The 18,840-nt window shown below is 72.1% G+C and carries 19 protein-coding genes and 1 pseudogene; 11 read left to right on the top strand and 9 right to left on the bottom strand.

Annotation, left to right across the window (positions count from 1 at the left end; translation table 11 throughout):
- Positions 1-7: 7 nt before the first annotated feature.
- Positions 8-1,543, bottom strand: coding sequence for a gamma-aminobutyraldehyde dehydrogenase (locus ABT296_RS10905; protein WP_351925544.1), 1,536 nt, complete (start codon positions 1,541-1,543; stop codon positions 8-10).
- A 211-nt stretch (positions 1,544-1,754) separates the two neighbouring features.
- Here ABT296_RS10905 and ybiA point away from each other — a divergent pair, with 211 nt between their 5' ends.
- Entirely contained in the window at positions 1,755-2,309 is a 555-nt protein-coding gene (ybiA, locus tag ABT296_RS10900; RefSeq protein WP_351925542.1) for a riboflavin biosynthesis intermediates N-glycosidase, read from the top strand.
- A gap of 168 nt (positions 2,310-2,477) precedes the next feature.
- Here the strand turns inward: ybiA and ABT296_RS38715 are convergent, their stop codons facing one another.
- Positions 2,478-2,708, bottom strand: coding sequence for a DUF4190 domain-containing protein (locus ABT296_RS38715; RefSeq protein WP_502977223.1), 231 nt, complete (start codon positions 2,706-2,708; stop codon positions 2,478-2,480).
- Positions 2,709-3,139: 431 nt separating this feature from the next.
- On the opposite strand from ABT296_RS38715, the pseudogene ABT296_RS10895 reads away from it, so the two are divergent.
- The 3 genes and pseudogenes from ABT296_RS10895 to ABT296_RS10885 all read left to right on the top strand — a co-directional run.
- A pseudogene (locus tag ABT296_RS10895) lies at positions 3,140-4,300 on the top strand (adenosine deaminase); the annotation flags it as partial.
- A gap of 10 nt (positions 4,301-4,310) precedes the next feature.
- On the top strand, positions 4,311-5,057 hold the full coding sequence (locus tag ABT296_RS10890) for a glycerophosphodiester phosphodiesterase (RefSeq protein ID WP_351925540.1): 747 nt from the start codon (positions 4,311-4,313) through the stop codon (positions 5,055-5,057).
- 143 nt (positions 5,058-5,200) lie between these two features.
- Positions 5,201-6,340, top strand: coding sequence for a serine hydrolase domain-containing protein (locus ABT296_RS10885; RefSeq protein WP_351925538.1), 1,140 nt, complete (start codon positions 5,201-5,203; stop codon positions 6,338-6,340).
- Here the strand turns inward: ABT296_RS10885 and ABT296_RS10880 are convergent.
- The 7 genes from ABT296_RS10880 to ABT296_RS10850 form a co-directional block, all read right to left on the bottom strand.
- Positions 6,330-6,875 (bottom strand): hypothetical protein, encoded by a 546-nt coding sequence (locus tag ABT296_RS10880; RefSeq protein ID WP_351925536.1) that lies wholly within the window; start codon positions 6,873-6,875, stop codon positions 6,330-6,332. The genes ABT296_RS10885 and ABT296_RS10880 overlap by 11 nt on opposite strands.
- 57 nt (positions 6,876-6,932) lie before the next feature.
- Entirely contained in the window at positions 6,933-7,427 is a 495-nt protein-coding gene (locus ABT296_RS10875) for a hypothetical protein (protein ID WP_351925534.1), read from the bottom strand.
- Positions 7,411-7,908 carry an RNA polymerase sigma factor gene (locus ABT296_RS10870; RefSeq protein ID WP_351925532.1) on the bottom strand — a complete coding sequence of 166 codons (498 nt, stop codon included), beginning with the start codon at positions 7,906-7,908 and terminating at the stop codon, positions 7,411-7,413. Before ABT296_RS10870 ends, ABT296_RS10875 begins: the two co-directional genes overlap by 17 nt.
- Positions 7,905-8,525 carry a class F sortase gene (locus tag ABT296_RS10865; protein WP_351925530.1) on the bottom strand — a complete coding sequence of 207 codons (621 nt, stop codon included), beginning with the start codon at positions 8,523-8,525 and terminating at the stop codon, positions 7,905-7,907. The genes ABT296_RS10870 and ABT296_RS10865 overlap by 4 nt, the downstream gene beginning before the upstream one ends.
- Positions 8,522-8,875: a sortase-dependent protein gene (locus tag ABT296_RS10860; RefSeq protein ID WP_351925528.1), complete on the bottom strand. Its 354-nt coding sequence runs from the start codon at positions 8,873-8,875 to the stop codon at positions 8,522-8,524. The genes ABT296_RS10865 and ABT296_RS10860 overlap by 4 nt, the downstream gene beginning before the upstream one ends.
- A gap of 166 nt (positions 8,876-9,041) precedes the next feature.
- On the bottom strand, positions 9,042-10,220 hold the full coding sequence (locus ABT296_RS10855; protein WP_351925526.1) for a polyamine ABC transporter substrate-binding protein: 1,179 nt from the start codon (positions 10,218-10,220) through the stop codon (positions 9,042-9,044).
- A gap of 125 nt (positions 10,221-10,345) precedes the next feature.
- Complete coding sequence (locus ABT296_RS10850; protein WP_351925524.1) at positions 10,346-11,785, bottom strand: gamma-aminobutyraldehyde dehydrogenase; 1,440 nt, start codon at positions 11,783-11,785, stop codon at positions 10,346-10,348.
- Between the two features lie 168 nt (positions 11,786-11,953).
- On the opposite strand from ABT296_RS10850, the gene ABT296_RS10845 reads away from it, so the two are divergent.
- From ABT296_RS10845 to ABT296_RS10815, 7 genes are all read left to right on the top strand, one after another.
- Complete coding sequence (locus ABT296_RS10845; RefSeq protein ID WP_351925522.1) at positions 11,954-12,484, top strand: Lrp/AsnC family transcriptional regulator; 531 nt, start codon at positions 11,954-11,956, stop codon at positions 12,482-12,484.
- A 19-nt stretch (positions 12,485-12,503) separates the two neighbouring features.
- Complete coding sequence (locus ABT296_RS10840) at positions 12,504-13,868, top strand: aspartate aminotransferase family protein (protein WP_351925520.1); 1,365 nt, start codon at positions 12,504-12,506, stop codon at positions 13,866-13,868.
- 204 nt (positions 13,869-14,072) lie between these two features.
- On the top strand, positions 14,073-14,813 hold the full coding sequence (locus ABT296_RS10835; protein WP_351925518.1) for an ABC transporter ATP-binding protein: 741 nt from the start codon (positions 14,073-14,075) through the stop codon (positions 14,811-14,813).
- On the top strand, positions 14,795-16,234 hold the full coding sequence (locus tag ABT296_RS10830; protein ID WP_351925516.1) for a hypothetical protein: 1,440 nt from the start codon (positions 14,795-14,797) through the stop codon (positions 16,232-16,234). The genes ABT296_RS10835 and ABT296_RS10830 overlap by 19 nt, the downstream gene beginning before the upstream one ends.
- A 107-nt stretch (positions 16,235-16,341) precedes the next feature.
- Positions 16,342-16,749, top strand: coding sequence for a VOC family protein (locus tag ABT296_RS10825; protein WP_351925514.1), 408 nt, complete (start codon positions 16,342-16,344; stop codon positions 16,747-16,749).
- 37 nt (positions 16,750-16,786) lie between these two features.
- Complete coding sequence (locus ABT296_RS10820) at positions 16,787-17,908, top strand: LOG family protein (protein WP_351925512.1); 1,122 nt, start codon at positions 16,787-16,789, stop codon at positions 17,906-17,908.
- A gap of 150 nt (positions 17,909-18,058) precedes the next feature.
- The gene (locus tag ABT296_RS10815) at positions 18,059-18,778 is read left to right on the top strand and encodes an LAETG motif-containing sortase-dependent surface protein (protein WP_351925510.1); all 720 of its coding nucleotides are present in this window, start codon (positions 18,059-18,061) and stop codon (positions 18,776-18,778) included.
- The last annotated feature ends 62 nt before the right edge of the window (positions 18,779-18,840 follow it).

Genomic DNA, 18,840 nt, shown 5'->3' with positions numbered 1-18,840 from the left:
CTGGCTGCTATCGGTCCCCGAAGATCGTGCGGTGCCAGTCCTTCCTGACGACCGCCGTGTTGTCGAACATGACGTGCTTGACCTGCGTGTACTCCTCGAAGGAGTAGGCGGACATGTCCTTGCCGAAGCCGGACGCCTTGTAGCCGCCGTGCGGCATCTCGCTGATGATCGGAATGTGGTCGTTCACCCACACGCAGCCCGCCTTGATCTCGCGGGTGGCGCGGCCCGTCCGGTACACGTCCCGGCTCCACGCGGAGGCGGCCAGACCGTACGGGGTGTCGTTGGCGAGGGCGATGCCCTCGTCGTCGGTGTCGAAGGGCAGGACCACCAGGACCGGTCCGAAGATCTCGGACTGGACGATCTCGCTGTCCTGGGCGGCGTCGGCGACCAGCGTCGGCCGGTAGTACGCGCCCTTGCCCAGGTCGCCCTCGGGGGCCTCGCCGCCGGTGACCACGCGGGCGTAGCCGCGGGCCCGGTCCACGAAGGCGGCGACCCGGTCGCGCTGGACGTGGGAGATCAGCGGCCCGAGGTCGGTCCCGGCGGCGAAGGGGTCGCCGAGCCGGACGGTCTCCATGAGGGCGGCGGTCCGCTCCACGAACGCCTCGTACAGCGGCCGCTGCACGTACGCGCGGGTGGCGGCCGTGCAGTCCTGGCCGGTGTTGATGAGCGCCCCCGCGACCGCGCCGTTGACGGCGGCGTCCAGGTCGGCGTCGTCGAAGACGAGGAAGGGCGCCTTGCCGCCGAGCTCCAGGTGGATCCGCTTGACGGTCGCGGTGGCGATCTCGGCGACCCGCCTGCCGACCGCGGTGGACCCGGTGAAGGAGGTCATGGCGACGTCGGGGTGGCCGACGAGACGCTCACCGGCCTCCTTGCCCGTCCCGGTGACGATGTTGACGACACCGTCGGGGAGCCCGGCCGCGGTGCACGCCTCAGCGAACAGCAGCGAGGTCAGCGGGGTCAGCTCGGCGGGCTTGAGCACGATGGTGTTGCCCGCGGCGATCGCCGGGAGGATCTTCCAGGCGGCCATCTGGAGCGGATAGTTCCAGGGCGCGATGGACCCCACGACACCGATCGGCTCACGCCGTACGTAGGACGTGTGGTCCCCGGAGTACTCCCCCGCCGACTGTCCCTGCAGATGCCGGGCGGCACCCGCGAAGAAAGCGGTGTTGTCGATGGTGCCCGGCACGTCGAACTCACGGGTCAGCTTCAGCGGCTTGCCGCACTGCAGGGACTCGGCGCGGGCGAATTCCTCGGCGCGCTCGGCGAGCACGGCGGCCAGCCGGTGCAGCGCGTCGGAGCGCTCGCCCGGGGTGGCGCCGGCCCAGGCGGGGAAGGCCGCGCGGGCGGCGGCGACGGCGGCGTCCACGTCGGCGGTGCCGGCCAGCTCGTAGGTGAGGACCTCCTCCCCGGTGGCGGGGTCCACGACCGCGTGCGTACGGCCCGAGGTGCCCCGGGTGAGGCGGCCCGCGATGTACTGCGCACCGGCCGCGAAGCGCTCGTGTGCGGGGAATCGTTCCGGGGTGGCGTTGCCCGGGTTGTGCATGTCGCTCTCCTCCGCCTTCGCCCCGCGGTTCACGGGGTCGGGTGGCGTAGCTCCAGCTCGATTTGAGTGCCGATCCTGACAGAGCAATACGACTCCAACAAGTGATTCCGTTGTTGCCTTTTGGTTACGCGACGGAATCTGTCGACCAGGTGTCGAGTGAACGCGAAAAACCCAGGACGGAGTGTCCGTGGTGCCTGTCAGACTCGCGTGCATGGCAAAGATCGATTCTCGGGACGCCCTGGTCAGGGAGGTCCGCGCAGGGGCGGACATCAAGTATCTGCACTTCTGGGGGCACCGGCCCGCTCATGACGGGCGGGTCACGGCGAGCTGTCTGAGTCAGTGGTGGCCGTCGCCGTTCACCGTGGACGGCGTGGCGTACGCGACCGCCGAGCACTGGATGATGGCGGCCAAGGCGAGGCTGTTCGGCGACGCGGAGGCCGAGCGCCTGGTCCTCGCGGCGGAGCACCCCGCGGAGGCGAAGAACGCGGGGCGCCTGGTGCGCGGCTTCGACGAGACGGTCTGGGCACGCGAACGGTTCGACATCGTGGTCGAGGGCAGCGTCCACAAGTTCTCCTCGGACGAGAACCTGCGCACGTTCCTCCTGGGCACGGGCCACCGCGTCCTGGTGGAAGCGAGCCCGGTGGACAGGATCTGGGGCATCGGCCTCTCCACGAAGGACAAGGAAGCCTGGCACCCGGAACGCTGGAAGGGCCCCAACCTCCTGGGCTTCGCCCTGATGGAAGCCAGAGCCCGCCTCACTCCCTGACCACAAAAATCCCCGCCCAACCACCCACCCCCACAGGGGCGCGAGGAACGGCGCGACCAGCCACAACGAGGCCGCACCCAACAAACAACCGCCCACCCCCACAGGGGCGCGGGGAACGGCGCGACCAGCCCAAACGGCGCCGCACCAAGATCCGCCAACCCCGCGGAGCTACCTCGTAGCGATCAGAAACACCACCATGCAGAACCCCAACCCAACCCCCGCCACCCCACAGATCGCCCCCGCCAACGCCTGCCCCCCATTCGTGGCCTCCCCCCGCCGAGCCTTCCCCCGCCCGATCAACCCGAAGATCACCGCAAGCACCCCCACCACGATGGCCACCGGCCAAAGACAGAACCCGGCGGCGGAGATGATCCCGAGCACCAGCGAGGTGATCCCCATCCCGTTACTGGGCACCGGCTGCCCACCACCCCACGGATAGCCATAACCACCCGGCGCCCCATACGCCCCGACACCCCCGTAGGGCCCGGGATGCCCATAGGCGACCTGCCCGGGCCCGTCGGGCGCGATGGGCGGCGGCGGCACAGGCTCCCCCTGCCCGTACGGCGGCAGCGGCACATGCGGCACCGGCATGGAGGCCATCGTCTGCTGGTCATGCACCGAGGGCGCCGAAGGAACCGAAGGAACCGACCACATGGTGTACCCGGGCCCCTCCGACCCCTGAACCGCCGGCGAGGCGTCCGCAGGCGGCGCCCACGGATTCCCCCCGGAGTCCGCCGAGGAACCCCCCGGCCCACTCTGCGGCGTGTCGTCGGACATGCGGGCCCCCTCCGTCGCGCGTCCCGCCATGCTACGGCGACCCCCCGCACCCCCCGCCCCCGGCCTACGATGATCCCGAGCCACCGATCAGCCGATCACCCGCGCCCCGCCGCCCCCGGCGAACGGCGCCGTTCCGGGGAGGAACCTTGACCGACCGCACCGCCACCACCGGCGCCGGCACCCCGCAGGGCCTGCACGCCTTCATCGCCGGCCTGCCCAAGGCCGAACTCCATGTGCACCACGTCGGCTCCGCCTCCCCGCGCATCGTCTCGGAGCTGGCCGCCCGCCACCGCGACTCCCGGGTGCCCACCGACCCCGAGGCGCTGGCGGACTACTTCACCTTCACGGACTTCGCGCACTTCATCGAGGTGTACCTGTCGGTGGTGGACCTGATCCGCACCCCGGAGGACGTCCGGCTGCTGACCTACGAGGTCGCCCGCGACCTGGCCCGGCAGCAGGTGCGGTACGCCGAGCTGACCATCACCCCGTTCTCCTCCACGCGCCGCGGTATCGACCCCCGGGGCTTCATGGACGCCATCGAGGACGCCCGCAAGGCGGCCGAGGCCGAGTTCGGGACCGTGCTGCGCTGGTGCTTCGACATTCCCGGCGAGGCCGGCCTGGAGGCCGCCGAGGAGACGGTGCGGCTCGCCACGGACGACCGGCTGCGCCCGGAGGGCCTGGTCTCGTTCGGCCTCGGCGGCCCCGAGATCGGCGTACCGCGGCCGCAGTTCAAGCCGTACTTCGACCGGGCCATCGCCGCGGGCCTGCGCTCCGTGCCGCACGCGGGCGAGACCACGGGCCCGGAGACGGTCTGGGACGCGCTCACCCATCTGGGCGCCGAGCGCATCGGCCACGGCACCAGTTCCGCGCAGGACCCCAAGCTGCTGGAGCACCTCGCGGAGCGGCGGATCCCGCTGGAGGTGTGCCCCACCTCCAACATCGCCACCCGGGCCGTGCGCACCCTCGACGAGCACCCGGTGAAGGAGTTCGTCCGGGCCGGGGTCCTGGTGACGATCAACTCCGACGACCCGCCGATGTTCGGCACCGACCTCAACACCGAGTACGCGGTGGCCGCCCGGCTGCTCTCCCTGGACGAGCCCGGCCTGGCCCGCCTCGCGCACAATGCGGTCGAGGCGTCGTTCCTGGACGAGCCCGGCAAGGCCCGGCTCGGGGCCGAGATCGACGCGTACACCGCCGCCCGGCCGGCCTCCTGACCGCGCGCCGATGACCGACACCGTGACCGCCGTGGCCCACCGCGGCAATCCGTACCTGTTCCGCGAGAACACGCTCGACTCGCTGCGTTCGGCGCTGCTGAGGGGCGCCGACGCGGTGGAGACCGACGTACGGCTGACCCGGGACGGCGTGCCCGTCCTGCTGCACGACGGGACGCTGAAGCGGCTGTGGGGGCTGGACCGGCCCCTGCGCTCGCTGTCGGCGGACGAGGTGCGGGACCGCACCGACGGCGGGGTGCCGACGCTGGCCGAGGCGCTGGCGGCCACCGCCGGTCACCGGCTGATGCTCGACCTGCCCGGCGAACCGGACGTGCGCACCGCGCGCCGGATCGTGGACGTGGTCCGGGAGTCGGGCGCGGCCGACCGCGTGTACTACTGCGCTGGCGCCCGCGCCATGCTCTCGGTGCGCGCCGCCGACCCGGACGCGGAGATCGCGCTGACCTGGACGACGCTCGCGCCGCCCCGGCCCGCGCTGCTCGACGCGGTCCGGCCGCGGTGGCTCAACTACCGCTTCGGCCTGGTGGACCGGGCGCTCGCCGAGCGCGTCCACGCGGGCGGACACCTGCTGTCGGTGTGGACGCCCGACACCCGCCGGTCGATGCGCCGGCTGATCGCGCTGGGCGTCGACTCCATCACCACCAACCGCATCGACACGCTCCACGCGCTCACCCGCCCCGACCGAAGCGCCCGTCGGCGCCCGGCGCTGCGCCCCGACCGGCGTCCCGCTCCGCGCCCGTAGGTGCGATCCCCTACAACACCCGCAGGAATCAGGGGTGTTGCTGGGGGAGACGCCAGGGCCGACGGCCCTCCTCACCGACGATCCGGTGCGGGGGGCCGCGCTCGCAGGATGATCACGACACATCGTCGATCCCTGGAGCACCGATGCGACGCACCCACGGCTACGCCCTGACCGCCTCCCTGGCCCTCGCGCTGGCCGCCGTCCCGCTGGCCGCGCCCGCCTCCGCCGCGCCGGCCCCGGCCGTCACGGCCACCACCACGGCCGGACCCGACGTCGAGGCGCTGCGCGCGGCGCTGGCCGGGCTGCCCGACGACACCGCGACCGCCGCGCAGGTCCGGGTGGGCGGCGACGGCAGCTGGCACGGCGTGGCCGGTGTGCGGGACCTCCGGTCCGGCGCCCCGGCCCTGAAGAACGCCCGCTTCCGGGCGGGTTCGACGACCAAGCTGGTGACGGCGGCGGTCGCCCTGAACCTGGCCGCCGAGGGCCGGATCTCGCTCGACGGCACGGTCCAGGAGTACCTCCCCGGCCTGCTGACCGACGACTTCGAGCCCATCACCGTACGGCAGTTGCTGAACTTCACCAGCAACCTCCAGCCCGGCGCCTCGCTCGGCGACTCCGTCGAGGCCGGGTACGAGCACCGCTTCGAGACCCTCACCCCGGCCGAGGTGGTCGCCGCGTCCGTCGCCAAGGGCCCCGACCCCTCGTACGGCCCCGGCGAGCGGCAGCGGTACGGCAACATCCACTACACCGTGCTCGGTCTGCTGATCGAGAAGGTGACCGGCGACTCCTTCGCGCACCAGGCGCAGGTGCGGGTGTTCCGGCCGCTGGGCATGCGGCACAGCTCCTTCCCCCAGGGCGGGGACCCGCGGATCCACGGCCCGCACAACCGCGGATACGACTGGATCGGCGGCGAGTTGACGGACGTCACCGAGTGGAACATGACCGACCGTTTCGCCGCCGGAGACATGATCTCGACCACGGCGGACCTGGAGCGGCTGCTGGTGGGCCTGTTCAGCGGCCGTGCGGTGCCCGAGCCGCAGCTGCGGGAGATGTTCACCGTGCCGGACGTGCCGGGCGCCACGATGGGCGCGGGTCTGGAGCGCTTCGAGCTCAACGGCAGGGTGATCTGGGGCAAGACCGGCTCCCGCCCCGGCTATCACACCGTGGTCGCGGCGACCCGGGACCTCTCCCGGACCGTGGTGTACTCCGTCAACTCCACGGACGCCAAGGGCGAGGGCCTGCCGATCGTGCAGCGGTTCGCGTTCCCCGCGTTCAACCGCTGACGGCGGCGGGGGCGTTGGGGGCGGCGGGCACCTCGGTGACGCCGGTCAGCGCCTCCAGCCGCTTGATCCGGCGCCGTACGACGTACAGCGGGATCACTCCGAACACCCCGAAGGCCATGTCGATCACGCTCCACCAGAAGGGGATGCCGCGGACCGGTCCGCAGATCAGGGCGAGCGGTATGACGCCGGCGCAGGCGATCATGCCCCACTCGACGATCCAGATGTTGCGGACCGGGTCGCGGTAGGGCCCGTAGAAGGCGACGGCGATGACGAGATGGGCGAAGGCCAGCCAGTCCGTGCCGTACAGCAGGAAGGGGTACTCGGCGTCGGCGGTGTCGAGGCCCCGGCGCACCCGCTCGATCCACTCCATGAGCGCCGGCAGGTGCTCGGGCACCGAGAGGGACCTCAACAGCTCCTCGGTCCAGCGCAGTTCGTGGACGAGGGGGAAGGCGGTGGCGCCGCTGAGCACCAGACAGACGACGAAGAACACCAACCAGACGCGAATGCCCTTCAGCAGGGCGGCTCTGTCGCTCATGACGGCAGCGTACGCCCGAAGTTGAACGTGTTCAAAAGTGTTCCGGCGTGGGGTGGATCACCTCTCCCTCGTGGACGGTCCGACGGACGGGACGGCCGTGGTCGGCTCCGAAGGGACGTCGGCCGGGCGGGTGTTCGCGGCCGGCGGGGACGTCCGGGTGGCATCGTCGCCGGGGCGCGCGGTCGACGGCTCGGGCGTCGGGGAGGCGGTGGGCGAGGTGGAGGGGGCGTCGGACGGGGCGGCCGGCGCCGGGGTGGGGGCCTCGGAGGGACCGGTCGCGGGTGCGGTCACCGGGGGCGGGGCGAGGGGATCGGCCGGGCGCGCCGGGGCGCTGGTCCCCGACAGGACCGACGGCAGGACCGCGAGGGCCACGGCACCGCAGGTCACGGCGGCTCCCACGGCCGCCCTGAGCCTCCGGCGGCGGGACGCGGCCCGGCGGACGGCGCCGAAGCGGCCGGGCGGCGGGCCGAGGTACTCGGCGGGGGGCCGCAGCAGGAGGGTGAGCGGGTCGTCCGGGTCGAGGTCCGGGCCCTCGTCAGAGTGTCTGATCAACGCTTCTCCTCAGGTGGGCGCGGAGCAGTTCGCGGGCCGCGTGGAGGTCCGCCTTGACGGTCCCCTCCTTGCGGTCGGTCAGCGCGGCCACCTCCCGGATGGGCATGTCGGCGTAATAGTGCAGCAGGATCGGTACGCGCAGCCGCTCGGGCAGGGACTGCACGAGCAGGCGGACCGAGGGGTCCGCCTGCTCGTTGCGCGGACCGACGGCCATCTCGTCGCCGGCCCGGCGCACCGCCCTGCGCTCGCGTTCGCACTTGCGCCAGTGGTCGCGCACGAGGTTGGCGGCGGTGACGTAGAGGAAGCCGCGCGGTTCGGCCACCGCCGTCCAGCGCGCCCACAGCCGGGTGAACGCCTCGGACGCGATCTCGTGGGCCGTCTCGTCGTCGTCGACCAGTCGGCGGCACCAGCCGGCGAGGCGTGGATAGACGGCGGCGAAGAGCTCCGAGGCGGCCCTGTCGCGCGAGCCGGACCGTTTCAACGTTCTCCCGAGGTGCCGGACGCCAGGGCGGCGAAGACGATGACGTTGTCGCGGTACCCGTCGCCGCCGCGCGGCCCTCCGCAGGTGATGAGACGCAGTTCCGGCCGGTCCACGTTCCCGTAGACCTCCTGTGTGGGGAAGCGGGACTTGGCCACCGTCCTGAGCCGGGTCACCGTGAACTCGGGGGTCGTGCCGTTCTCCAGGCGCGCCGCGATCCGGTCGCCGGGGCGCAGTTCGCCCAGGCGCCGGAACACCCCGTCCCCGTAGGCGCCGACCGTGACATGGCCGAGGATCACCGACGGGCCGGGCCGGCCGGGCGCCGGCGAGTGCTCGTACCAGCCGGCGCGGTCGTCCGCCGTGACCGGGGGCACCCGCACGGTGCCGTCCGGGGCCAGCCCCAGCCTGATCAGCGGGGTGTCGACCCCGATCGCCGGGATCCGCAGCCGGACCGGGTCCGCGGGGCCGGGCGGGGCGGGCCGTACGGTGCCCCGCGCGCTCGGCGCCGAGGAATCCGCGGAGCCTGCGCCCCCGGCCGCGGCGGACCCGCCGGGGGCGCACGCCGCCAGCGGGGCCGCGAGCGCCAGGGCACCGAGGGCGCGCCTGGAGAGCGGGCTCATGCGCCGGTCGCCCGCCGGCGCCGTACGAGGAACAGGGCCCCGCCGCCCAGGACGACGGCCGCTCCCCCGCCGATCAGCCCGGCGTCCGACCCGTCCGAGCCGGCGGTCACGCCGGTGTCGGGGGCGCCGCTCGGTACGGCGGACACCTGGTCCTCGGCGGGCGCCCGGGTCGGCTCGGTGCTGGGCACCGGGCTGGGGGCCTCGGCGGGCGAGTCCCCGGGCCGCTCGGTGGGCGCGCCGGTGGAGACGGGGCTCGGGGTCGCGGTACCCCCGTCCGCGAGGGCCGGTCCGGCGGATGCCAGTACGGCGGTGCACGTCAGTGCCAGGACACCGATGGTCGTTCGGCGCATGAATCGCTCTCCTTCGTCCGCGCGGCACCGGTTCCCGGACGGTGGCCGGGCGTACCGCGTGAGTGGTCGGGCGGAGAGACGAGGCAGAGGCCGACCGGGTTGTAAAGAACAGGCAAAGTACCGCCAGGCCCTACCGGCACCACAGGCCCTACAGGCCCTACAGGCCCTACAGGCCCACGATCGCGTTCCACTCCTTGCCGAAGTCGACCCGCTCCCCGGCGGTGATGTCCCGGGCGACGGCGAGCCGTTCGCGCATCGCCGCGTCGGGGAAGATCAGGGGGTCCTCGGCGAGGGCCGCGGTCTCCTCGTCCTTGGACCCGGCGAGGACGTCCCGGGCGGCGGGGACCGGGCAGACGTAGTTCACCCAGGCGGCGAGTTCCGCGGCGACCTCGGGCTCGTAGTAGTAGTCGATCAGCCGCTCGGCGTTGGTCTTGTGGCGGGCGAGGTTGGGGATCATCAGCGACTCCGACCAGAGTTCGGCGCCCTCCTCGGGCACGACGAACTCGATGTCCGGGTCGTCCGCCTGGAGTTGGATGACGTCGCCGGAGTACGCCTGGCAGGCCAGTACGTCGCCGCTGGAGAGGTCCTTGATGTAGTCGTTGCCGGTGAAGCGGCGGATGTGACCGCTGTCCACCTTCCGCCGGACCTGTTCGCACACCGTGCGGAAGTCGTCGGCGGTCCACCGCGTGATGTCGACGCCGTTGCCCTGCATCAGCAGCGCGAACGCCTCGTCGAGACCGGAGAGCAGGGTGACGCGCCCCTTCAGGTCGTCCGCCCACAGCTCCGACACCCGCCGGATCTCGCGGCCCACCCGGCGGCGGTTGTAGGCGATGCCGGTGATCCCCGACTGCCACGGCACCGCGGACCTGCGGCCGGGGTCGAAGGCGGGCGAACGCAGCAGCGGGTCGAGGTACTCGGTGACGTTGGGCTGCCGGGAGCGGTCCATCTCCTGCACCCAGCCCAGCCGTACGAACCGCGCGCACATCCAGTCGCTGACGACGACGAGGTCGCGGTCGGTGCGCTGACGGTTCATCAGGGCGGGGCTGATCTTCCCGAAGAACTCGTCGTTGTCGTTGATCTCCTCGACGTACTCCACCGCGATGCCGGTCCGCCGCTCGAAGCCGTCCAGCGTGGGCCGCCTGGTCGCGTCCTCGTCGTCGACGTCGATGTAGAGCGGCCAGTTGGCCCAGGTGAGCCGTCGTTCGGTGGCGGACAGGTCGGCTCCGGCGCGGTCGCCGGGGTCGACGTAGGCGGCGGGCACCCCGCAGCCGGCGAGCGCGCCGCCGCCGAGGGCCAGCAGCAGGGAACGGCGGGACAGCCGCGGGGTGCGCGTCGAGGGGAGCATTCCCGCAGCATGGCGCCCGCCGGCCGGGCCGGACAATGGACGGCTCGTCAAACGAAACCGCGGGTGCCGGACACCTTGTCGATGACGACTCGGTGTCCGGCACCCGCGGCCCGGTGCGGGGAGGGTCAGCCGTCCAGGGACGTCATGACGTGCTTGATGCGCGTGTAGTCGTCGAAGCCGTAGCCGGAGAGGTCCTTGCCGTAGCCGGACTTCTTGAAGCCGCCGTGCGGCATCTCGGCGACCAGCGGGATGTGGGTGTTGATCCAGACGCAGCCGAAGTCCAGCGTCTTCGACATCCGCATCGCGCGCGCGTGGTCCTTGGTCCACACCGAGGAGGCGAGGGCGTAGTCGACGCCGTTGGCCCACTCGACGGCCTGCGCCTCGTCCGAGAAGGACTGGACGGTGATGACCGGGCCGAAGACCTCGTTCTGGATGATCTCGTCGTCCTGCTTCAGGCCGGAGACGACGGTCGGGGCGTAGAAGTAGCCCTTGTCGCCGACCCGCTGGCCGCCGGCCTCGACCTTGGCGTGCGCGGGCAGCCGCTCGATGAACCCGGAGACCTGCTTGAGCTGGTTGGGGTTGTTCAGCGGGCCGAAGAGCACGTCCTCGTCGTCCGGCTGCCCCGTCTTCGTCTCGGCGGCGGCCTTGGCGAGGGCGGCCACGAACTCGTCGTGGATGGACTCCTGGACCAGGACGCGGGTGGCGGCCGTACAGTCCTGGCCGGCGTTGAAGTAGCCCGCGACGGAGATGTCCTCGACGGCCTTGGCGATGTCGGTGTCCTCGAAGACCACGACCGGCGCCTTGCCGCCCAGCTCCAGGTGGACCCGCTTGAGGTCCTTGGACGCGGACTCCGCGACCGACATGCCCGCGCGGACCGAACCGGTGATGGAGGCCATCGCCGGGGTCGGGTGCTCGACCATGAGGCGGCCGGTGTCACGGTCGCCGGTGACGACGTTGAAGACGCCCTTGGGCAGGATCGAGCCGATGATCTCGGCCATCAGCACGGTGGAGGCCGGGGTGGTGTCCGAGGGCTTCAGCACGACCGTGTTGCCCGCGGCGATGGCCGGGGCGAACTTCCACACGGCCATCATCATCGGGTAGTTCCACGGCGCGACCTGCGCGCAGACGCCGACCGGCTCGCGGCGGACGATGGAGGTCATGCCCTCCATGTACTCGCCGGCCGAGCGGCCCTCCAGCATGCGGGCCGCACCGGCGAAGAACCGGATCTGGTCCACCATCGGCGGGATCTCCTCGGTCCGGGTCAGACCGATCGGCTTGCCGGTGTTCTCCACCTCGGCCGCGATCAGCTCCTCGGCCCGCTCCTCGAAGGCGTCGGCGATCTTCAGGAGGGCCTTCTGGCGCTCGGCGGGGGTGGCGTCGCGCCAGGCGGGGAAGGCGAGGGCGGCGGCCTCCATGGCGGCGTCGATGTCCGCCTGCCCGGACAGCGGCGCGGTCGCGTACGCCTCGCCCGTCGCGGGGTTGACCACCTCGGTGGTCCGTCCATCGGCGGCGTCCCGGAACTCACCGTTGATGTAGTTGCGCAGACGACGCAGCTCGGTGCTCACTGCCGGCCTCCTGTCAGGTTGCACTGTCCGATTGCTGAGACACCCACCCTAATCGGCGTCCCGACGTTTTCAACACCCCCGATCCCGCCAGAACTGCGAAATCCGCAGGAGTCGCCCACGTAAACAACGAATTTCATCGCCGGGCCCTTGCGAAACCGTCGAGACCTCGTGCACAGTGAGGCCGTGGCCAGTCGAAGCGCAGACCTCAGGGACTCCCGCGAGTCCCCCCGCGAATCCAGAAACGGCAGCTCGCCGCACCTGGATTCCGTCTCCCTCGCCATCATCGAACAGCTCCAGGAGGACGGCCGCCGTCCCTACGCCGCCATAGGCAAGGCCGTGGGCCTGTCCGAGGCGGCCGTGCGCCAGCGCGTCCAGAAGCTGCTCGACCAGGGCGTGATGCAGATCGTCGCCGTCACGGACCCGCTCACCGTGGGTTTCCGGCGCCAGGCGATGGTCGGCATCCATGTGGAGGGCGACGTGGAGTCGGTCGCCGACGCGCTGACCTCGATGTCCGAGTGCGAGTACGTGGTGATGACCGCCGGGTCCTTCGACCTGATGGTGGAGATCGTCTGCGAGGACGACGACCACCTGCTGGAAGTCATCAACCGACGTATCCGCGCCATCCCCGGAGTGCGCTCCACCGAGAGCTTCGTTTATCTGAAGCTCAAGAAGCAGACCTACATGTGGGGAACCCGATAGCCGTGAGGACCCGATAACCGTGAGCTCCAAGGACCTCAGCCAGACCGCGTACGACCACCTGTGGATGCACTTCACCCGCATGTCCTCGTACGAGAAGTCGCCCGTTCCGACCATCGTCCGGGGCGAGGGCACCTACATCTACGACGACAAGGGCAGGCGGTACCTCGACGGTCTCGCGGGCCTGTTCGTGGTCCAGGCCGGCCACGGCCGCACCGAGCTCGCCGAGACCGCCTCCAAGCAGGCGCAGGAGCTGGCCTTCTTCCCCGTCTGGTCCTACGCCCACCCCAAGGCCGTCGAGCTGGCCGAGCGGCTGGCCCACGAGGCCCCGGGCGACCTCAACAAGGTCTTCTTCACCACCGGTGGCGGCGAGGCCGTCGAGACCGCCTGGAAGCTCGCCAAGCAGTACTTCAAGCTGACCGGCAAGCCCACCAAGTACAAGGTCATCTCCCGCGCGGTCGCCTACCACGGCACCCCGCAGGGCGCCCTGTCCATCACCGGCCTGCCGGCCCTGAAGGCCCCCTTCGAGCCGCTGGTGCCGGGTGCGCACAAGGTCCCGAACACCAACATCTACCGCGCCCCGCTCTTCGGCGACGACCCCGAGGCCTTCGGCCGCTGGGCCGCCGACCAGATCGAGCAGCAGATCCTCTTCGAGGGCCCGGACACCGTCGCCGCGGTCTTCCTGGAGCCCGTGCAGAACGCGGGCGGCTGCTTCCCGCCCCCGCCCGGCTACTTCCAGCGGGTCCGTGAGATCTGCGACCAGTACGACGTGCTGCTCGTCTCCGACGAGGTCATCTGCGCCTTCGGCCGCCTCGGCACGACGTTCGCCTGCGACAAGTTCGGCTACGTCCCGGACATGATCACCTGCGCCAAGGGCATGACCTCGGGCTACTCCCCGATCGGCGCCTGCATCGTCTCCGACCGCCTGGCCGAGCCGTTCTACAAGGGCGACAACACCTTCCTGCACGGCTACACCTTCGGCGGCCACCCGGTCTCCGCCGCGGTCGGCCTCGCCAACCTCGACCTGTTCGAGCGCGAGGGCCTCAACCAGCACGTCCTCGACAACGAGGGCGCCTTCCGCGCCACCCTGGAGAAGCTGCACGACCTGCCGATCGTCGGCGACGTCCGCGGCAACGGCTTCTTCTACGGCATCGAACTGGTGAAGGACAAGGCCACCAAGGAGTCCTTCAACGAGGAGGAGACCGAGCGCGTCCTGTACGGCTTCCTGTCGAAGGCCCTCTTCGACAACGGCCTGTACTGCCGTGCCGACGACCGCGGCGACCCGGTCATCCAGCTCGCCCCGCCGCTGATCTCCAACCAGGAGACCTTCGACGAGATCGAGCAGATCCTGCGGGCGACGCTGACGGAGGCGTGGACGAAGCTCTGACCGTCCGGAGCGATCGTAGTTCTGCATGATCAACACCGGCCCCGGTGCCGTCCGTTCGAGTGAGAAACGGCGGCCCGGGGCCGCGTGCTGTCCGGCCCTTCCGCACGGACTGCCTAGCGTGCCGAGTGACCGATCGGCCCTGTCTTCGTTCCCCCGCACGGGGGATCACGGCAGGGAAAACGGATCAGAACGAGGTGTACGCGCATGGAGGCCCCGCCCGACAACGATGTGCTCTGGGCCCGAGCCCTGCACTTCACCCACCCCGACGGCTCGCCCGCGCTCGGCGGTGTCTCGCTCGGCGTACGCGAGGGCGAGATCCTCGCCGTCAGCGGCCCGCGCGGCAGCGGCAAGACCACGCTCCTGCGGTGTCTGTCCGGCCAGCTGCCCGCGCAGCGCGGTGAGGTCTGGTTCAACAGCGCGCCCGTGCACACCCTGGGCCCCGTCGGCCGTGAACGGCTGCGCCGGGACCGCTTCGGCTGGATCGACCCCGAGCCGACGCTGGTCCCCGAGCTGGACGTCTGGGAGAACGCCGCGCTGCCCCTCATGCTCCGCGGCACCGGCCGGCGGCGCGCCAAGACGGCGGCGCTGGAGTGGCTGGAGCGCCTCGACATCGGCGAGTGCGCCCGCAGGCGGCCCCGTGAGCTGACCCAGGCGCAGCGCCAGCGCGTCTGCATCGCCCGCGCGCTGGCCCCGGCCCCGACGGTGCTGTTCGCCGACGAACCCACCGCGCCGCTGCACCGCGCCGACCGCGCGCATGTGCTGCGCACGCTCACCACGGCGGCCCGCTCGCACGGCATCACCGTCGTCCTCGCCACCCACGACACGGAGACCGCGGCGCTCGCGGACCGCACGGTGGCGCTGCTGGACGGGCGGCGCGTGCACACGGTCCACCTGCCGCCGATGGCCGAGGCGGAAGGCCGGGCGGCGTGCTCGCTCTCCGTCTGACCCGCCGCTCCGGTCCCGCCGTACAGCTGCGCCGCCTGCTGGTGGCGGCGGCCTCGGCGGGCACCGGATTCCTGCTGCTGTGCGCCCTGGGCCACGCCATGACCCACGGCGACTCCCCGGGCTCGTCCGTGCTGCGCCTGGTCTGGTGCGCGGCGCCGCTGGCCGCGACGGTGCACTTCGCCGTCGCGGTGGCCCGCACCGACCCGGGCACCCGGCCCCGCCCGGGGCTCGCAGCGATCGGACTGGGCCCGCTGCGCCTGATGGCCGTGTCGGCCGCCACCACGGCGCTGTCGACGCTGCTCGGGTCGATGCTGGCGCTGCTGTTCTTCCTCCACCTGCGCGGAGACCTGACGGGCATGCCGTTCGACGGGACGGCCGAGGAGTTCCTGGCCGCGTCGCAGCCGCTGCCGCTGCCCGCGGCGCTGACCCTGCTGGCCCTGGTCCCGGCGGCGGCCTCGGCGTCGGTGGCCCTGGTCACCCGGCCCCGCGAGGCCCGGCAGGCCAGGGCGGCGGGCGCCCGGCACCTCGGCCGCTTCGCGCCCGGCCGCGGGCCGGGGACGCGGGAGACGTTCGGCGCGTACGGCCGCTTCGGGTCGCGGGGCGCGGGCCGGGGCCCGGCTCCGGCTCCGGCTCCGGCCGGCGGTCCCGCCCTCGCGGACCGTGTGTCCGAGGGCGACGGCTCCTCGTACGGCTCCCCGTACGGCTTCCCGCGTCCGGGCGACGAGCCGGCCCAGGCGGACCCGGGCTCCGCCCCGTCCGCCGCGCCCACCGTGTCCACCTCGTCCGCCGCGGACGACGGCCCTGCGCTCACGGCCACCCCCACCGGCCTGCCCTGGGGTGTCGCCGTCCTCGCCGCCGGGCTGGCCGTGGAGGCGTACGCGAGCACCGTCGGTACGCGTGCCGCCGCCATGCCCAGCGGGCTGCCCACCGGCCCCGCCGCCGTCCTCGTCGGCTGGGCGCTCACCGCCGTCGGCCTGGCCCTCGCCGGTCCCGGCCTGACCCACCTGTGCGGCCGACTGCTGCAGTCCGTCCGCCCGGGCGCGCTGCGGCTGCTGGCCGGGCGGATCCTGATGCAGGAGGCCGTCCGGATCGGCCGCCCGCTCGGCATCGTCTGCGCGGTGGCCTCGGCCGGGTACGCCATGGCCGTGCTCAACGACCCGTCCGGCTCCGGCCGTGCCCTCGGCCCGCTGACCGTCCTCGGCGCCACGGTCGTCACCTGCTGTGCCGTCGCCACCCTGCTCACCGCGGCCGTCGAGGCCCGCCAGGCCCGCGCCGACACCACGGCCGCCCTGCTCCGCCTGGGCGCCCCGCCCACCGTGCTGCGCGGCGCCGCCGCCCTGCGCGCGGGCGCCCTGCTGGCCGTGTTCGGGCCGCTGACGCTGATCGTGGCCGAGCTGGCGGCGCTGCCGCTGGCCCGCTGAGGCGGTCCGCGGAATCCTCGGAAAAAAGATCTCCGAACGCCGATGAGTTCCGCCGGGGTCCCCCGTCTACCCCTGCGAACCGACCGACACCGATGGGAGAAACCCCGATGTACCAGCAGATGATCTTCGTGAACCTGCCCGTGGCCGACCTCGACGCCTCGAAGAAGTTCTTCACCGACCTGGGCTACTCGCTCAACGCCCAGTTCAGCGACGACAACGCGGCGAGCGTCGTGATCAGCGACACCATCGTGGCGATGCTCCTCACCAAGCCCTTCTACTCCACGTTCACCGACAAGGAGATCGCGGACGCCACCAAGACCAGCGAGGTGCTGCTCTGTCTGAGCGCGGAGAGCCGCGAGAAGGTCGACGAGCTGGTCGAGAAGGCCGTCGCCGCCGGCGGCACCGCCTCGGAGCGGGTCCAGGACATGGGCTTCATGTACGGCCGCGGCTTCGAGGACATCGACGGCCACGGCTGGGAGGTCGTGTGGATGGACCCGGCCGCCGTCGAGGGCTGACCAACTGCCTTGTCGGGTGCGGTTCTAGCATGGGCGGGTGCAGACGATGCCCGCCCATGCGGCCCACCACGACGACCGTGAGATAGAAACGCTCCAGGAGTTCGACGCCACCGTCTCGGCGCGTGGCACCCTCGCCGGATTCCGTGTCCAGGCCGTCGATCTGACGGACCGCACACGTGAGTTGCTCGCCACGGACACGACGGGCGCCGTCTTCCTCGGCTGCCCGATGCGCGAGAACGCGGAGGCGAAGGTCCGCGCGGACGGCGCGATGGTCTTCCCGCCGGTACCCGACCTCCCCTTCGACCCGTACCGGGGCCTGCTCTACACCCCGGACGAACTCTTCACCGGACTGCGGGCGGGCTACGAGCGGACGCCCGACGCCCTCACCTACGCCTGGTTCCAGCGGACCAAGGCGGACGGCGACATCCTCGGCTCGATGCTCCGCTCCGTCCACGACGACGCCGTCTCCGACGCGCTCGACGAACTCCTGCGCGGCGCGCGGGTGGTGGGCGTCATGGGCGGTCACGCCATGGCCCGCGGCACCGACGCGTTCGCGGGCGCCGCCCGTCTCGGACGGGAGCTGGCGCGGGACGGGTACACCGTCGCCACCGGCGGCGGACCCGGCGCCATGGAGGCGGCGAACCTCGGCGCGTACGCCGCTCCGCTCGACGACGCGATGCTCGGCGAGGCCCTCCGACTCCTCGCCAAGGAACCCGGGTTCACCCCGTCGATCACCTCCTGGGCGACCGCCTCCTTCGAGGTGCGCGACCGCTGGCCCGGCGGCGGCGACTCGGTCGGCATCCCCACCTGGTTCTACGGGCACGAGCCGCCGAACGCCTTCGCCTCGCACATCGCCAAGTACTTCGCCAACGCCACCCGCGAGGACGGCCTGCTGGCCCGCGCGAACGCCGGCGTGGTCTTCCTGCCGGGCGCCGCCGGCACCGTGCAGGAGATCTTCGACAACGCCACGCCCAACTACTACGGGTCCCGGGGCGAGCCCACACCCATGGTGCTGGTGGACCGGGCGCACTGGACGGAGCGCCTGCCGGCCTGGCCGCTGCTGAAGTCGCTCGCGCGGGAACGGTCGATGGAGTCCCGAATCGCCCTGGTCGACCGGATCGAGGAGGTTCCGGAGGCGTTGAAACGTCTCGGGGATTAATAAGAGGGCAAAGCCAAGGCCCAGGGTCTGCATATGCGTTGACACTACTTACGCAGCACTTATAAACCTGTGAGCCTCCCGGGAGTGGAGATGCGTGTGCGTCACCGCTCCTTCAACCCCCCGCATACGCGCACCAAGTGAAGGACCAACGTGCCAGTCCTGTCAGCCTCCCCCGCCTCCCGCATATCCCGCCGTGCCGTCGCCCGCTCCGTGCGCGCGCTCGGTATCGCCTCCGCCTCGGCCGCTCTCGTGCTCGGTGTCGGCGGCAACGCGTTCGCGTGCAACATCAACGAGTTCTCCGCCGAGGCCAAGTGCGACGGCGACAACGGTGTCATCACCGTCACCGACGTGGACCCGACCGGTGTCCCGGCCACGGTCACCGTCTACCTGCAGAACAACGGCGCCGACCTGAAGAAGGTCGGCGAGCAGGTCGTGGAGGGCTCGCGCGAGGGCGTCACCATCACCTTCGCCGAGGACTGGAAGCCGGACGCGGAGTACCGCATCCACGTCAAGGCCGGCAACCAGGTCGACGAGGACATCAAGCCGAACCTCACGACCCCGTCCACCGCGTGCAAGAAGGACGACACCCCGGCCCCGTCGGACAGCGCCACCCCGAGCGCGACCCCGTCGGACGACGCCTCCACCCCGGCCGAGGAGACCCCGGCCGCGACGCCCTCCGAGGGCGACAGCACCGCCCCCGCGGACACCTCCAGCAACGCCCCTTCCCCGGCCGGTGAGTCGAACCTCGCCGAGACCGGCGCCGACTCCAACACCCCGCTGATCGCGGGCATCGCGGTCGCGCTGGTCGCCATCGGTGGCGGCGCCGTCTTCTTCGGCCTGCGCCGACGCGGCGCGAGCAACGACCGCTGACGCCGAAACGGCGGGCCACCTGCGCCGTCGGGCGAGGGGGCCCGCCGTAGCCGGATCCCGGG

Origin of the sequence: Streptomyces sp. NPDC000983, from assembly GCF_040299205.1 — a bacterium.
In the GTDB taxonomy this organism is placed as follows: domain Bacteria; phylum Actinomycetota; class Actinomycetes; order Streptomycetales; family Streptomycetaceae; genus Streptomyces.
This window is presented reverse-complemented; position numbering and strand designations above follow the sequence as displayed.

Coding starts and splice junctions, on each gene's coding strand:
- ABT296_RS10905 (WP_351925544.1), bottom strand. CDS start 1,543: ATGCACAACCCGGGCAACGCCACCCCGGAACGATTCCCCGCACACGAG.
- ybiA (WP_351925542.1), top strand. CDS start 1,755: ATGGCAAAGATCGATTCTCGGGACGCCCTGGTCAGGGAGGTCCGCGCA.
- ABT296_RS38715 (WP_502977223.1), bottom strand. CDS start 2,708: ATGGGGATCACCTCGCTGGTGCTCGGGATCATCTCCGCCGCCGGGTTC.
- ABT296_RS10890 (WP_351925540.1), top strand. CDS start 4,311: ATGACCGACACCGTGACCGCCGTGGCCCACCGCGGCAATCCGTACCTG.
- ABT296_RS10885 (WP_351925538.1), top strand. CDS start 5,201: ATGCGACGCACCCACGGCTACGCCCTGACCGCCTCCCTGGCCCTCGCG.
- ABT296_RS10880 (WP_351925536.1), bottom strand. CDS start 6,875: ATGAGCGACAGAGCCGCCCTGCTGAAGGGCATTCGCGTCTGGTTGGTG.
- ABT296_RS10865 (WP_351925530.1), bottom strand. CDS start 8,525: ATGAGCCCGCTCTCCAGGCGCGCCCTCGGTGCCCTGGCGCTCGCGGCC.
- ABT296_RS10860 (WP_351925528.1), bottom strand. CDS start 8,875: ATGCGCCGAACGACCATCGGTGTCCTGGCACTGACGTGCACCGCCGTA.
- ABT296_RS10855 (WP_351925526.1), bottom strand. CDS start 10,220: ATGCTCCCCTCGACGCGCACCCCGCGGCTGTCCCGCCGTTCCCTGCTG.
- ABT296_RS10835 (WP_351925518.1), top strand. CDS start 14,073: ATGGAGGCCCCGCCCGACAACGATGTGCTCTGGGCCCGAGCCCTGCAC.
- ABT296_RS10825 (WP_351925514.1), top strand. CDS start 16,342: ATGTACCAGCAGATGATCTTCGTGAACCTGCCCGTGGCCGACCTCGAC.